This window comes from Streptomyces sp. AM 2-1-1, assembly GCF_029167645.1.
In the GTDB taxonomy this organism is placed as follows: Bacteria; Actinomycetota; Actinomycetes; order Streptomycetales; family Streptomycetaceae; genus Streptomyces.
On record NZ_CP119147.1, the window covers coordinates 2,979,989 to 2,994,276 of the forward strand.

The window sequence follows — 14,288 nt, forward strand, 5'->3', positions numbered from 1 at the left end:
ACCGGGCGGCCGGGTGCGTCGGGCCTGCCCGGCTGTTCGTCTGTTCGGTCTGTTCCGGGACGCTAACACGTACCAAGCGGACAGAAGCGGGACGGGGGGCACCGGACCGGTGCCCCCCGTCCCGCTTCCCACGGGCTTCCCGCAGGCCGGGCCGCCGGACCGGCCGTCAGCCGATCCGGGACAGTTTGGCCCCGAAACCGGGCTCGCTCAGGTCCTCGGCCAGGGCGACCGCGACCTCCACCCGGCTGCTGCCCTCGCCCACCGTCAGGGTGCCGACGTGGGTGCCGGCCACCGCCGCGTGCGGGACGGTCTCGCCGCCGTCGGTCAGCTCCAGCTTCACCGTGAGGCCGCCCCAGCCGACCGCCTTGACGTCCTTGGTGGCGACGACCGGAGTGGTCGTGCCGAGCCCGTCGTCGACGACTCCGACGACCTGGCCCTTCTTCACGATCGTGGCGCCCTCGAGGGCGTCCTGCGTGGCGATCATCACCGTCTTGCTGACCCGGTTCACCTCGTCGATGATCGACTGGCTGTCGTACTGGCCGAGGATGGCGCCGACGATCAGCTGGTCGGTCCCGTCGATCATCTTGTGGGCCGCGAAGAGCAGGTTGCCGCCCGCCTTCGTGGTCGAGCCGGTCTTGATGCCGAGCGCCCCGTCGAAGGGGACCAGGCGGTTGTAGTTGGGCCAGGCCTTGCCGGTGGGGTCGGTCCAGCTCGGCAGGACGGTGATCTCCATCAGCGCCGGGATCTCGACCAGCTTCTCACCGAGCTTCACCAGGTCCTCGGCGGTGCTCACGGTGGTGGCGTTGAGCCCGGAGGGGTCGGTGTACGTGGTGTTCACCATCCCGAGCTCCTTCGCGGTGGCGTTCATCTTCTCGACGAACGCCTTCTCCGAGCCCGCGTCCCACCGCGCCAGCAGCCGCGCGATGTTGTTGGCCGAGGGGATCATGATCGCGGAGAGGGCGTCGCGCTGCGTGAGCACGTCCCCCTCCTTGACGGTGTCCAGCGTGGACTCACCCTCGGAGGAGAGCTTGCCGTCCGACTCGCCCTTGGCGTCGACCTTGATCGACTCCCCGTCGGCACCCTTCTTCATCGGGTGGTCCCTGAGCACGATGTACGCCGTCATGGCCTTCGCCACGCTCGCGATCGGCACCGGCTTCTGCTTGCCGAACGAGCCGACCCTGCCCAGGCCGGTCGCCGCCATCCAGCCCTGGCCCTGATCCGGCCACGACAGGTCGGGGGCCGCGCCGTCGAACGTGTAGGTCGGCTTCGTCGTGACCGCGAGCGACGGGTCCGGCAACGGCCTGAACATCTGTACGGCTGCAAAGACGATCAACAGCAGCAGGACGAGCGGCGTCCAGATCTTGACCCGCCGGACCGCCGTGCGGACCGGGGTCTCACGCGGCGGCGGGGTGTTGGTCAGCTCGGCGAGCAGGTCCAGCGGCGGCTTCGGAGGCAGCGGCAGCGACCGGGTCCGGTCGGGCTCGTCCGAGGGGGGCGTACCGAGGGCGGGAGTGGCCCCGGGACCCGCGCCCGGGCCCTGCGGGTCCGGGCGGCGCGACGCGGGCGCAGTCCGTACGTCGTCCGAGCGCAGGGGTACGAAGGTGCTGGTGCGCTCCGCGGCGCTCTCGGGCTTCGGCTTCGTGTCCGGGGCGCTCCCGGGCTTCGACTCCGGGTCCGTGCCGCTCCCGGGCCTCGGCTCCGGCTTCGAGACCGGGGCGGGCACGGACTTCGCGTCGGCGGCGGCATCGGGCGTCGGGGCCGCGGCGGGCGTCGATCCGGTGTCCGGGGCGGGCTCCGGGTCCGAGGCCTTCTTCGGGCCGGTGGTGGCCGCTGTCTCGCGCCGCGGCAGCTTCAGCGCGGTCGTCGGCTGGTCGATCCGGGAGCCCACCGCCTTGAACACGGCGGTGGGCTGGTCGATGCCCGTGCCGTCGGCATCGGCGTCGGCAGGGGAGCCGGCGTCGGCTCCCGGTTCGGTGTCCGAGGCCGCGTTCGCGTTCGCGTCGGCGGTCGCTCCGGAGGACTTCCCGCCCGTGGCGGCCTTCACCGGTGCGGCGGGGGCGGCCTCCTCGCGGGTACGGGGCACCGTGGCCCCGGTCGTCCGCGTCTCGGAGGGCTCCTCGTCGCCGGCCGGCGGCTCGGGCGCCGCGGGCTTCGCATCTTCGGTGGGCTTCGCGTCTTCGGCGGGCTTCGCGTCCCCGGCGGGCTTCGTGCTTTCCGCGGGCTTCGCGTCCCCGGCGGGCTTGGCGATTTCCGCGGGCTTCGCGTCCCCGGCGGACTCCTCGGGTGCCCCTGCGGCGTTCCCGGCGCCGGCGCCCTTGCCGGGTGCCGGGGGCTCGGCCGGCTTCCCGGGTCCGGCGGCCGCGTCGGTCTTCCCGACCCAGGCGGCGACCGCGGTGCGCAGCCGCTTGTCGCCCGGCGAGGTCTCGCCGTCGGCCGCGGTGTCGCCCTCGGACGCGTTCTCGGCGTCCGCCGGGGCCTCGTCCGCGCCGACCGGAGCCTCAGCGGCGTCCGCCGGGGCCTCGTCGGCGTCAGGGGCGGCCGGGGCGCTCGCAGGGCTCTCCACCGCGCCGGAGGCGCCGGAGGGGGTCGGATCGGCCTCGGAGGGCCCGGAATCGGCTCCTGAGGGCTCTGCGGGGCCCTCAGGGGCCTGTGCCGCCGCGTTCTCGGCGTCGGGGGCCTCGTCGCCGAGCGCGTTGCCGCTCTCGCCGGCGTCCTCCGCCGTCGCACCCGTCTCGGGCGCGGGGGCCTCGTCGGCGGGCTCCTGAGCGACCTCGTCCGCCTGAGCGGCCGGCGTGGGGGCGTCGGGCGCCGCAGTCCCGTCCGCCGGAGCGTCCTTCAAAGGCACGCGGAACACCGCGGTGGCGTCGTCCTGCGGCGAGCCGGCCTTCGGGCCCGGGGTACTGCCGGACTCCGTACCGGTGGGGGCGTCGCCGTCCGGGCCGGAACCGGGGTCGGGGTGCGTCGCGTCACCGGTGGTGTCGTCGTTCGCCGGTTCGTCGCTCCCGGCCCTCGCGCCGTCGCTCGGTCCGGCGGGTTCGCGGAAGACGGAGAGCCGGGGGTCGCGTTCCTCAGGAGCCGTCCCCGAGGACTTCCGCTGCTCCGACTTGCCGGGGGACTCGCCCGCCACCAATGCCTCCTCTTAAAGCTGCGGGGACTGCCCCCGCTGTCCGAACCGTGTACCAGTGTCCTGTGTGAACCCTGGCTTCAGCTGCTAGACGAGAACGACATACGTACTGGTTCCCGTACAAAGCTGGCAGGCGCTCTCGACAGACAGTTGTGAGAGGGGTCACCCTGTCACTCATCCACGCGGGGAGGCATGGATGGGCAGGAGCCGCAGAACAATTCCGGAAGAGCTTTTGCTGCTCGCTCTGGACCCGACCACGGGTACCACGGCGCAGCCGCAGTCGCTCGACCTCGGCCTCGCCGGAGCACAGCTAGTGGAGCTGGCTCTGGCAGGTCGGATAGCCCCTGACGGGGATCGTATCGCCGTGGTGATGCCACGGCCGACTGGAGATCCGACACTGGACTCCGCACTGGAACTGCTGCGCAGACGCGGCAGCCCGGTACGGGCGGTCCACTGGATCGGCGGACCCCGACTCGGGCTCCGTCAGATCTATCTCGCTCATCTGGAGCGGTGCGGCATGGTGCATGCCGTGGCGGGCCAGATGTGCGGAGTACTGCCGACGACTCGCTACCAGGCGACGGACACGGCAGTCAGCAGGGACATCAAGTCCCGGCTGGACAGTGCGATCCGCACCGGCGTACCGCCGGACCCGCGGACCGCGGCGCTTGCCGCGCTGGCCCACGCGGTCGGACTCGGCAAGCACCTGTACCCGGGGAACGAGGGGCGTTCATCACGCTCCCGCCTCCGGGACCTGATCAGGCACGACCCGATGGGCGGCCTCGTGGCGCACGCCGTGATGGACGTCCAGAGCGGTGCGGGCGCACAGCCCCGCCGCAACCAGCAGGCAGCGGGAGTGCCGTTGCAGCCGCAAGCACGTCGCGGCTCCATGGCACAGACGGCTGTGAGCTGAACCGCGGTGCGCCGCGCGGGACATCCGCGCTGCGCACCGTGCTGGACCCGGGCGGGAGACCGCGCGGAAAATCCCATACCGCCGTACCGATGTCCACCAAGACCCGGTTCGGGAGCCGCACCACACGCGGGGCAGCCGGTCCACCGGCTGCCCCGCGTGCTTGCGTTCCCCGTTTCCCAGCGGAGCGAGGGCCAGGGGTGGCAGTCTGCTGAGCAGTAGATACGCACAGCTACACAGCCGGAGGTGCCGTTTCCGTGCCGTCCACCGTCAATCCCACCGTCAGGCGACGCCGGTTGGGCCAGGAATTGCGCCGCCTGCGCGAGCTCAAGGGCATGACCGCCGAAGAGGTCGCCGACCGCCTGCTGGTCTCCCAGTCGAAGATCAGCCGGCTGGAGAACGGACGCCGCTCCATCAGCCAGCGGGACGTCCGCGACCTCTGCGGGGTCTACGAGGTGGCGGACCACCGCATCGTCGACTCCCTCATGCAGATGGCCAAGGACTCGCGCCAGCAGGGGTGGTGGCACGCGTTCGGGGACATCCCGTACAGCGTCTACATCGGCCTGGAGACCGACGCGGAGTCGTTGCGCGGCTTCGAGCCCCAGGTCATTCCGGGTCTGCTCCAGACGCGGGCGTACTCCGAGGCGCTGATCACGGGCGCGCTGCCGGAGGCCCCGTCGGCCGACATCGAGAAGCGGGTGAACGTCCGGGCCCGCCGCCAGGACCGGATCAACGACCCCGAGCGTCCACTGCGGCTGTGGGTCGTCATAGACGAGTCCGCGCTGCACCGGACCGTCGGCGACAAGCAGGTGATGATCGAGCAGTTGGAGCACCTCGTCGCCTGCTCGAAGCTGCCCCACGTGACGGTGCAGGTGCTGCCGTTCGAGATGGGCGCGCATCCGGGCATCAACGGGCAGTACGCCATCCTGGAGTTCCCCGACACGGCGGACTCCAGCGTGGTCTACATCGAGGGCGTCACGAGCGACCTCTACCTGGAGAAGGCGAACGACGTGCAGCGGTACAGCGTCATGTACGAGCACCTCCGGGCCCAGGCGCTCAACGTCGAGCAGAGCCGGCAGTTCATCGTCGGGATCGCGAAGAAGTACACCGACTGAGCCGAGGGCGGATTTCCGGGAAAGGGGCCCCAGGAGAGGCCCGGAGAAAGGGGCCGGGAGAAAGGGGCCGGGGGAAGGGCCGGGCGGAAAGGGCCGAATACCCTGATCGTCGGGGGCTCGATCCGGCCACCCCGCCAAAGCACCCTTTGTGCGACATGCAGCGATGTGCCGCGTGGGGCGACGGCACGATACACCGTCGCCGCCCCATCCGGTAAGAGTTCTCTGGCAAATGCCATCCGGTCGAGTGAACGGCATCTTCCGCCAGTGGAGTTGGCGAGTAGCGTCGATCACGCCAGCTGACAGCAGTCTGGTGCGAGGCTCACCAGCAACTCATCGAAACCGGAGTGAACATGGCTATCTTCCAGGGTGCTACGGACATGTGGACCAAGTCGTCGTACTCCGGCGGCAACGGCGCCTGCGTCGAGGTCAAGTCCCCCGTCGCGGCCTCCATCGCGGTGCGCGACTCGAAGGTGACCGAGGGCCCCTCGATCACCTTCGTGCCCGGTGCCTGGAACGCGTTCGTGCGGGACGTCGCGGAGCGCACGCTCGACATCTGAGTCCGGTGACCCCCGCCGGTACGCTTCCGTCTCCGTGCCGCCCGCCCGGCTCTCTCGACCGGCCCGCCGTCCTGGCCGAGAGAGTCCGGCACGCCCGGCCGGGGACGGGGCGAACCGCCGAGGGCGCTCCGTACCGGGGGATCCGCACGAGGTGATCCGCACGGTGCCGTCCGCACCGCGCGGCCCTTCGGACCCCCGGCCGCATTCCTCACCCGGGTGGGGACCGGCTGTCGTTCCGGTTCCGTTCCGGTTTCCTTCCGGCGTCGCCGGTTGTCGATCGGCCAAGTTCCCCCCTTCTCGGACCGCACGGGACCCGCATCCCGTGCGGTCTTGCCGTTTTCGCGCGCCGCGTGCGGGGTGGGCCCGCGGGCCGCGCCCCACGCCGCTCGCGTGAGGGCGTCACGGTGGCGGGGCGAGTGGGCCCCGGCGACGGCGTGATGCCGCCGCCGCGGGATGCCCGCGTGCCCGGCAACCCCGCGGTTTCCGCGAGCCGTTCGCCGCGCCGCCCACCTCGCGCGCGTCGCGCGTATTCGATTGTCCGCACAGCCTGACGAAGTGCCCGCTCATCGTGTGGCCCCGGTCACGGTCGCGACAACGCCCCCCAAGGTCAAGAACGAGTAAAATCGTTCGAGTTACTGATTCGTGTTCACACTCATGACCGTGGATACCTTGACCGCGCCCGCGCGGAAGCGATTCAATCCCCCAAGTCCTCGTACCCGCACGGGGAACCGCTGGACGGCCGTACTGACGAAGAGCGTTCCCGTTCACAAGGCGGACCCCTGGAGGGGTACATGAACAGTCTCGACTGGACCGTACTCATCGGATACTTCGGTGTGATGGTCGCGATCGGACTCTGGTCGCACAAGCGCGTGGACACCGTCGGCGACTTCTTCACGGCCGGCGGGAAGATGCCGTGGTGGCTGTCCGGCATCTCGCACCACATGTCCGGGTACAGCGCGGTGATGTTCACCGGCTACGCCGGCATCGCCTACACGTACGGGGTCACCTCGTTCGTGACCTGGTCGCTGCCGATCGCCATCGGCATCTTCATCGGCGCGAAGCTCTTCGCGCCCCGGCTGAACCGGCTGCGCTCGCGCTTGCACGTCGCGTCGCCGCTGGAGTACCTGAAGAACCGCTACAACATCCAGACCCAGCAGGCCCTCGCCTGGTCCGGTCTGCTGCTGAAGATCGTGGACGTCGGCGCGAAGTGGGCCGCCATCGCCACCCTGCTCTCGGTCTTCACGGGGCTCACCATCACCCAGGGCATCCTCATCACCGGTGTGGTGACCGCCATCTACTGCACGGTCGGCGGCCTGTGGGCCGACGCCCTCACCGAGCTGGGGCAGTTCGTCATCCAGCTCTTCGCCGGCCTCGCGATGCTGATCGCCGTGATGGGCAAGCTGGACGGCTTCTCGACCCTGTGGACGGTCTGGGACAAGCTGCCCGAGGGTCACGCCGACCCGACGGCCGGCCCGTACACGGTCACCTTCCTGCTGGCGTTCCTCTTCATCAAGACCTTCGAGTACAACGGCGGCATGTGGAACCAGGCCCAGCGGTACATGGCCACCGACTCGGCGCGCTCCGCGACGCGTTCGGCGCGCCTCTCCGCCATCCTGTGGTTCGTCTGGCCGCTGGTGCTCTTCTTCCCGATGTGGTGCGCCCCGCTGCTCGTCGACGCGCAGAAGCCGGACGCCTCGGACAGCTACGCGCTGATGACCGAACAGCTGCTGCCGCACGGCCTGCTGGGGCTGGTGATCGTCGGCTTCTTCTCGCACACGATGGCCATGTGCTCCTCGGACGCCAACGCCATCGCCGCCGTCTTCACCCGTGACATCGCGCCGACCCTCTCGAAGGCGGCGCGCGGCTGGAACGAGCGCGCCGGGCTGATCGCGGCCCGCTGGACGACGATCGCCTTCCTGGCGTTGTCGATGTCGGTGGCCACGCAGGTCAACTCCCCCGCGTTCAAGGACATCATCACCGTCGTCATCAAGTGGGTCGCCGGTCTGATGGGCCCCATCGCCATCCCGTTCATGCTCGGCCTGCTGCGTACGTTCCGGAAGTCCGGGCCGACGGCGGCGCTGGTCAGCTGGGCGACGGGCCTGCTGGCGTTCTGGCTGGTCAACTACCCGATCAACTGGTCCGTGGACGGCGGCGTGCCGCTCCAGTACCAGGTCTCGGTGCCGCTGGCGGTGTCCCTGGTCCTGTACGTCGTGATCGGGTTCGTGAAACCGGAGGACACCCCCGAGCGCGACGCGGTGCTCACCCGCATCAACGAGGACGACGGCGACGGCTCGGCCGCCGCGGCCGTCCCCGCGCAGGCCGGTCCGGCCACGGACACCGCGCCGGTCCGGGACTGAGCCCCGCCCCGGGTCGATGCGGGGCCCGTGCGCGTGCGCACCCGGACGGATTCACGGGGTGGGTGCCTGCCCGGTGAACATCCGGAGCAGACCGTGGGGGGTGTCCCCGCCGAACATCGTCCCGTGGAGCTCGGCGGCGTCCACGGCCTCGGCCGCACTGCGGGGGAACAGCTCCCGCTCGTACGCGGCGAGCGCGGCCTCGGTGTCGCCGGGGTGCGCGGCGAGGGCCGTGCCGAGCTCGGCGGCGTCCAGCATGGCCAGGTTGGCGCCCTCGCCGGACGGGATCATCAGGTGCGCGGCGTCACCGAGCAGGGTCACCCCCCGCACCCGCTCCCACCGGTGCTCGTCGGGCAGGGCGAAGAGCGGGCGGAGCACCGGTGCGCTCTCGCCGTCGGTGATCAGCGCGGTGAGCTCCGGCGCCCAGCCGTCGAACTCCGCGGCGGTCCGCGCGGAGGCCGCGGCGGGGTCGCCGAAGTCGATCCCGGCGAACCACTCCCGCGGCCTGCGGAGCGAGACGTAGGTGTGCAGGGTGCCGTCGGCCTCGCGGTGGGCCTGGATGCCCTTGCCCGGCGCGAGCGCGTACATCGCCCCGTCGCCGACCGCCTTCGCCGCGGCGGGGTGCGCCGCGTCGGCGTCGCGGAGGTAGGTCTCGACGTACGACATGCCGGTGTAGGCGGGTACGGCGTCGGAGAGCAGCGGCCGCACGCGCGACCAGGCGCCGTCCGCGCCGACCAGCAGGCCGGTGGCGACGGAGGAGCCGTCGGCGAAGGCCACCTCGTGACGGCCGGCGCCGAGGGGGCGTACGCCGCTGACCTTGTGCCCCCACCGGACGGTGCCGGCGGGCAGCGAGTCGAGGAGGATCCGGCGCAGTTCGCCGCGGAGCACTTCGGGGCGGCCGCCGCTGCCGTCGTCGGCTTCGTCGAGGAGGACGGTGCCGTCCCGGTCGAGGATGCGGGCGGCCTCGTGGCCCTCCAGGACGATCGCGCGGAATGCGTCGAAGAGGCCGGCGGCCCGCAGGGCGGGCTGTCCGTTGTGGTGGTGGATGTCGAGCATGCCGCCCTGGGTGCGGGCGGTCGGGGAGGTCTCCGCCTCGTACACGGTGCACGGGATGCCGTTGACGTGCAGGACGCGGGCGAGCGTGAGGCCGCCGAGTCCGGCGCCGACGATCGTGACGTGGGTGCTGCTCATGGTGGCTCGTCCTCCCGCATAGATTGGAACGTTGTTCCAAACCATATTGGAACAACGTTCCATTCATGTCAAAATGGACGCATGACCACAGGACCGCGCCGGTCGCAGCGGCGCACGGAGGCGCTCTCCCGGGAGCGCATCGTCGAGGCGTCCGTCGAACTGCTCGACGCGACGGGCGAGAGCGGGCTGACGTTCCGGGCGCTCGCGCAGCGCCTCGCCACCGGCCCCGGAGCGCTCTACCACCACGTGGCCCACAAGGACGAGTTGCTGGGCGCCGCCGTCGACGCGGTCGTCACCGCCGCCGTGACCGTGGATCCACCGGGGGCGGCGCCCCTGAAGGGGTCGCCGCAGGACGCGGTCCGCGCCGTCGCGACCGGTCTGTTCGACGCCACCGAGGCCCACCCCTGGCTCGCACCCCAGCTCGCCGCCCGGCTCGCCCGCGGCCACGGCGGGACGGCGGCGCCCCGGATCTTCGAGAGCCTCGGACGGCAGGTCCGGGCGATGGGGGCGCCCCGGGAGAGCTGGTTCACGGTGACGTCGGCCCTGATGCACTACATCCTCGGCGCCGCCGGGCAGAACGCCGCGAACGCGGCGAACGCCCGGACGCTCGGACCGGACGCGAGTCGCGCGCGGTTCCTCGACGCCGCGTCCACGGCCTGGGAAGGGCTCGACCCCGACGACTACCCGTTCACCCGGGCCGTCGCGGACCAGATGCGGGGGCACGACGACCGCGAGCAGTTCCTCGCCGGCGTCGATCTCGTACTGGCGGGCATCGCTGCGAGCCGCCCGGCGGCCGGATAGCCGGCACCACCGGGCGCGGGGGCGAAGGGGTTGCCGGAAGGGGTTGCCGGAAAGCAGTGCGCCTTCCCCGGCTCAGGACTCCGCCGGGCCCCGCACCGCGCCGGTCAGCGGGGCCGGGACGCGCCATGCACGGCCATCACAGCAGAAGAGTGCGGGCCGTGACGGCCCTCAGGCGGGTCACGCCCCGAACTCCTTCCCCCCGCACCTCAGTCGCGGGGGCGGAGCGCGTCCACGACGAGGTCGAGCACCCGGCCGGTGCGTTCCGGGGTGTCGCCGATGGACACCGCCTGGAAGGCTCCGAAGACCATGGACATGACGTCGTCGGGTTCGACGTCCCCGCGGAGCGAGCCGGTGCGGGCGCCCGCCGCGAGGAGCGTCGCGATGGCGGCGGTGAGGCGTTCCCGGGTGGCGGGGGTGGCTATGGCCCCGGAGGCCCAGCCCGATCGGAGGGTGCCCATCAAGCCGCTCTTGGCCGCGACGAACCCGGCGTAACGGTCCATCCAGGCGCGCAGCGCCTCCTCGGGCGGGAGGGTGGCGAGCAACTCGTCGGCGCCGGCGGTGACCGCGTCCAGTTCGGCCGCGAAGACGGCCTCCACGAGCGCTTCCCGGGTGGGGAAGTGACGATAGAGGGTGCCGATGCCGACACCGGCCGCGCGGGCGACGGTCTCCAGCGGCACGGTGTCGTCGGCCCCGGCGAACGCGGCGCGGGCGGCAGCGACCAGCTTCTCGCGGTTGCGCCGCGCGTCCGCGCGGGCGGGACGCGCACCCCCGGCCGTGGGGGACGGTCCGTCCGGAACTTCGGCGTTCATCAAAGCGGAGGTCCCTCCGTTTGTGCTACGGTCAAACGAACGGAGGCTCCTCCGCTTATTCATCCTCTCACGAGACCTCACGAGAACGGGATGACCCCATGACGACCACAGACACCACCGCCACCGGTGCCCCCCGCGCCGGAGGGGCCGGCCGGCTCGGCGCCCGCACCGTCTCCCGCGTCGGCTTCGGCGCCATGCAGCTCCCCCGCCTCCACGCCGACCGCGCCGCCGCCCTCGCCCTGGTGCGCCGGGCGATCGAGCTCGGCGTCGACCACATCGACACCGCCCAGTTCTACGGGGACGGCTTCGCCAACGACGTCGTCCGCGAGGCCGTCCGGCCCGAGGACGACGTGTACGTCGTCAGCAAGGTCGGTGCCACGCCCCATTCCGGCGGCCCCCACCCGCTGCGCCTCGCCCAGCGGCCCGAGGAGTTGCGGGCCTCCGTCGAGGACAACCTGAAGAGCCTCGGGCTCGACCGGATCCCCCTGGTCAACCTGCGCCGCGCCTCCCGCGGCCCCGGCCTGATGGCCGAAGGCGACCAGGTGGTCGACCTCGACGACCAGCTCGCCGTCATGACCACCCTGCGCGACGAGGGCAAGATCGACGTGATCGGCATCAGCCATGTCGGCATGGACGAGCTGCGCCGCGCGCTTCCGGTCGGCCTGGCCTGCGTGCAGAACGCGTACAGCCTGGTCGCCCGCGACGACGAGGAGATGCTGCGGCTCTGCGTCGCGGAGGGCATCGCCTGGGTGCCGTACTTCCCGCTCGGCAGCGCCTTCCCCGGCATGCCGAAGGTGACCGACGAGGCCGCGGTCCTCGCGGTCGCCGAGTCGCTGGGCCGCACCCCCGCCCAGGTCGGCCTGGCCTGGCTGCTCCACCACGCGCCGAACACCTTGCTCATCCCGGGGACGGCCGACGCCGGGCACCTGGAGGCGAACGTGGCCGCCGGGACGATCACCCTCGACGAGGACGACCTCGCCGCCCTGGACACGGTCCCGACCCGCTCGGGGGAGATCGGGTGACGGGGAGTCCTCTCCCGCCCCCCGTCACCGCCCGCGAGGTCGCACCGTGTCGCCGAACGGAGCCGAAAGCCCCCGTACGAGCGAGGAGTCCACGAGCGAGGAGTAGAGGAGAAAGCGGGAGCTGTCCGGGCTCACCCCCGAGGAAGCCGCCGAGGACCTGGGCACCACCCCGGAACAGCTGCGCCGGACCCTCGGCCTCGCCGCCGCCGACCCCGTGGACGTCTGGCGACCGCGCGACTCCCCGGACCGGGCCGTACGGACGCGGGCGGCCGGCCCGTCCCCTTCACCGTCCCGACCCGCCGTGCCCGCCTCCTCGCCCGCGTGTGGTTCACCCTGCGGGAGGCGCCGCGCCACGAGTTCGCCCGGCGCTGAGACACCGAAGCGCCCCGGCGCCGAGGTCACCCCGGCGCGGCGGTTCCCGTACCGGGCGCGCCCGGGCAGCCCGCTGCCGGGATCAGGTCGTCGTCGACGGCTTCCCGCCGGACGGTTCCTCGCGCAGGGCGTCGACGACCGCGCGCTCCAGGACCGCCGACTCGTTGATCAGGGTGCCCTTCTCGCCCAGGGAGGAGTCCTCGATGAGGTAGCTCCTCTCGCCGAGGTACTCCAGCGTGACCGGGTCGAAGATCCAGGCGGTGCGCCAGCCGGCCCGGGTGTTGTCGCGGGCCACGCCGATCCCGGGCCGGCCGGCCGCGTCCACCGCGCCGGGGTCCACGGTCACGCCGGGGATCTTCGCCGCGGCCTTGTAGAGGGCGGCCGCGGTCTTCGGCGGCATCAGCGTCTCGCGCAGCAGTTCACCGATGGTGTCGAAGGCGTCCTGGTCCCGGTCCCGGTCTCCGGCCGGGGTGTCGCGCGCGTCCTGGTCGCGGGTGATCTCGGTGGTGAGTCGCCGGAGCAGGGCATCGGGGTCGGTGGGCAGCGAGGCCAGCCACGCGTACGTCGGCCGGCCGAGCCCGGCCGGAGAGCCCACGGCGGGCTCCCCGTCCGGGACCCCGACGGTGATCGGGAAGTACGAGCCGTCCTCGTGGATCAGGCCGACGTCGATCACCGGCCCCGGCTCCTGCGCCATCCAGACCTCGCGCACACGGGGCTCGGTCAGTCTCACCGGGCCGTCGAACGCACCCTCGTTCGCGGCCTGCACCGTCCTGACGTACACGAACTGCCCCTCACCGACCTTCTGTTCGTTCTTCTTCGCGGCGACGGAGGCGACTTGGTCGAGCAGCACGGCCGCACCCCGGGGAGCAGTGCTCCGGGAGGCCGCACCCGCTGCGGTCGGCGCCGGTGCGGGGTCATGGCCGGCCACGGCCAGCGTGGTCAGCAGCACCCCGCCCAGGGCCAGTCCGGCGACGGGCAGCAGGACGGCGGGGCGGAGCAGGACGGCGGGGCGCGGGAAGCGGGGGCGGACGGTGGCGCGGTCGCCGTCCTGGTCGATCAGACGCATCAGGGTGTCCTTGTGGTGGAGATGACGGCCCGGGGGGAGGTCCCGCTCGGCCGGGGCCGGCAGCAGCCGGGCCAGTTCCTCGTGGGCGGCCCGGTCGGGGCCCGCGGTGCGGTCGTTCATCGGGCTTCCTCCTGGATGGGCAGGGCCACGAACGCGGCCCTGCTCCCTGTCTCTCCGCGGCCGGGGCGGGGTTCCCTTCCGGCTCGGTCCGCCTCTGGGGTGCGCGCTTCCCGCGCGGCCCCCTCCGGGGTCCTGGGTGTCCGGCGGAGCCGGTCGTCGGTGAGCCGTCGCAGCCGGGTGCGGGCCCGGGAGAGCCGCGACCGCACCGTGCCCACGGGGATGCCGAGGGCTTCGGCGGCCTCGGCGTAGTCCAGCCCGGACCAGACGCAGAGGACGAGCACCTCGCGTTCCTGGCGGCGGAGTCCGCCGAACGCCTCCTGGACTGCGGCGAGCCGCCGCGTGTCGTCGACGCGCCCGGCCGTGGCGTCCGCGATGTCCGCCACCGGTTCCGGGGCGGGGCGGCGGGCCAGGAAGGCCAGGCGGCGCCCGGTGCCCCGGTTGGCGTTGCGCGCCTTGTTCGTGGCGATCCCGAGCAGCCACGGCCGCAGCGAGTCGCCCTCCGGGTCGAGCGCCTGCCGGGTGCGCCAGGCGGCCAGGAAGGTCTCCGACAGGACCTCCTCGGCCGTCGACCAGTCGCCCGTCAGCCGGTAGGCGTGGTTGTAGACCGCCCGCGCGTACTCCTCGTAGAGCGCGGCGAACGCCCCGCGGTCTCCCGCCCTGATGCGTGCGCGCATGCGCTGCCGCTCTTCCTGTTCATCACGTCTCACACCCCTTACCTCTCCGGCCGGAGGGAGGGGTTCCCGTGACCCGCACCACACGGAAGGCGCGCCGTACCGGATGGATGCGCATCCTCCGAGCGCCGACGGGCCGACAAGAACCATCATCGGGGCGCGGGGAGCGAGATCGGGCC

At 72.4% G+C, this 14,288-nt stretch carries 11 protein-coding genes; 6 read left to right on the top strand and 5 right to left on the bottom strand.

The window, feature by feature from the left end:
* Positions 1–166: 166 nt before the first annotated feature.
* The gene (locus PZB77_RS12630) at positions 167–3,127 is read right to left on the bottom strand and encodes a serine hydrolase (protein WP_275492694.1); all 2,961 of its coding nucleotides are present in this window, start codon (positions 3,125–3,127) and stop codon (positions 167–169) included.
* Between the two features lie 193 nt (positions 3,128–3,320).
* Between PZB77_RS12630 and PZB77_RS12635 the strand changes: the two genes are divergently transcribed.
* The 4 genes from PZB77_RS12635 to PZB77_RS12650 all read left to right on the top strand — a co-directional run bounded on the left by PZB77_RS12635 (position 3,321) and on the right by PZB77_RS12650 (position 8,060).
* Positions 3,321–4,034, top strand: a complete 714-nt coding sequence (locus tag PZB77_RS12635; RefSeq protein ID WP_275492695.1) for a GPP34 family phosphoprotein — start codon at positions 3,321–3,323, stop codon at positions 4,032–4,034.
* A gap of 254 nt (positions 4,035–4,288) precedes the next feature.
* Positions 4,289–5,146, top strand: a complete 858-nt coding sequence (locus PZB77_RS12640) for a helix-turn-helix transcriptional regulator (protein WP_275492696.1) — start codon at positions 4,289–4,291, stop codon at positions 5,144–5,146.
* Positions 5,147–5,496: 350 nt separating this feature from the next.
* Positions 5,497–5,703 carry a DUF397 domain-containing protein gene (locus PZB77_RS12645; RefSeq protein WP_275492697.1) on the top strand — a complete coding sequence of 69 codons (207 nt, stop codon included), beginning with the start codon at positions 5,497–5,499 and terminating at the stop codon, positions 5,701–5,703.
* Positions 5,704–6,494: 791 nt separating this feature from the next.
* A complete protein-coding gene (locus tag PZB77_RS12650; RefSeq protein ID WP_275492698.1) occupies positions 6,495–8,060 on the top strand; it encodes a sodium:solute symporter family protein in 1,566 nt (521 codons plus the stop codon).
* 51 nt (positions 8,061–8,111) lie between these two features.
* Here PZB77_RS12650 and PZB77_RS12655 read toward each other — a convergent pair whose 3' ends face one another.
* The gene (locus tag PZB77_RS12655) at positions 8,112–9,248 is read right to left on the bottom strand and encodes an NAD(P)/FAD-dependent oxidoreductase (protein WP_275492699.1); all 1,137 of its coding nucleotides are present in this window, start codon (positions 9,246–9,248) and stop codon (positions 8,112–8,114) included.
* A gap of 81 nt (positions 9,249–9,329) precedes the next feature.
* Between PZB77_RS12655 and PZB77_RS12660 the strand changes: the two genes are divergently transcribed.
* Positions 9,330–10,049: a TetR/AcrR family transcriptional regulator gene (locus PZB77_RS12660; RefSeq protein WP_275492700.1), complete on the top strand. Its 720-nt coding sequence runs from the start codon at positions 9,330–9,332 to the stop codon at positions 10,047–10,049.
* Between the two features lie 206 nt (positions 10,050–10,255).
* Here the strand turns inward: PZB77_RS12660 and PZB77_RS12665 are convergent, their stop codons facing one another.
* Positions 10,256–10,858, bottom strand: a complete 603-nt coding sequence (locus tag PZB77_RS12665; protein ID WP_275492701.1) for a TetR/AcrR family transcriptional regulator — start codon at positions 10,856–10,858, stop codon at positions 10,256–10,258.
* A gap of 98 nt (positions 10,859–10,956) precedes the next feature.
* On the opposite strand from PZB77_RS12665, the gene PZB77_RS12670 reads away from it, so the two are divergent.
* Entirely contained in the window at positions 10,957–11,880 is a 924-nt protein-coding gene (locus PZB77_RS12670; RefSeq protein WP_275492702.1) for an aldo/keto reductase, read from the top strand.
* 454 nt (positions 11,881–12,334) lie between these two features.
* Here PZB77_RS12670 and PZB77_RS12675 read toward each other — a convergent pair whose 3' ends face one another.
* Together PZB77_RS12675 and PZB77_RS12680 are read right to left on the bottom strand one after the other, a co-directional pair.
* Positions 12,335–13,438: a CU044_5270 family protein gene (locus PZB77_RS12675; protein ID WP_275492703.1), complete on the bottom strand. Its 1,104-nt coding sequence runs from the start codon at positions 13,436–13,438 to the stop codon at positions 12,335–12,337.
* Positions 13,435–14,112 (bottom strand): RNA polymerase sigma factor, encoded by a 678-nt coding sequence (locus PZB77_RS12680; RefSeq protein ID WP_275492704.1) that lies wholly within the window; start codon positions 14,110–14,112, stop codon positions 13,435–13,437. The genes PZB77_RS12675 and PZB77_RS12680 overlap by 4 nt, the downstream gene beginning before the upstream one ends.
* Positions 14,113–14,288 lie beyond the last annotated feature (176 nt).

Coding starts and splice junctions, on each gene's coding strand:
- PZB77_RS12665 (WP_275492701.1), bottom strand. CDS start 10,858: ATGAACGCCGAAGTTCCGGACGGACCGTCCCCCACGGCCGGGGGTGCG.
- PZB77_RS12670 (WP_275492702.1), top strand. CDS start 10,957: ATGACGACCACAGACACCACCGCCACCGGTGCCCCCCGCGCCGGAGGG.
- PZB77_RS12675 (WP_275492703.1), bottom strand. CDS start 13,438: ATGAACGACCGCACCGCGGGCCCCGACCGGGCCGCCCACGAGGAACTG.
- PZB77_RS12645 (WP_275492697.1), top strand. CDS start 5,497: ATGGCTATCTTCCAGGGTGCTACGGACATGTGGACCAAGTCGTCGTAC.
- PZB77_RS12655 (WP_275492699.1), bottom strand. CDS start 9,248: ATGAGCAGCACCCACGTCACGATCGTCGGCGCCGGACTCGGCGGCCTC.
- PZB77_RS12635 (WP_275492695.1), top strand. CDS start 3,321: ATGGGCAGGAGCCGCAGAACAATTCCGGAAGAGCTTTTGCTGCTCGCT.
- PZB77_RS12660 (WP_275492700.1), top strand. CDS start 9,330: ATGACCACAGGACCGCGCCGGTCGCAGCGGCGCACGGAGGCGCTCTCC.
- PZB77_RS12650 (WP_275492698.1), top strand. CDS start 6,495: ATGAACAGTCTCGACTGGACCGTACTCATCGGATACTTCGGTGTGATG.
- PZB77_RS12680 (WP_275492704.1), bottom strand. CDS start 14,112: ATGCGCGCACGCATCAGGGCGGGAGACCGCGGGGCGTTCGCCGCGCTC.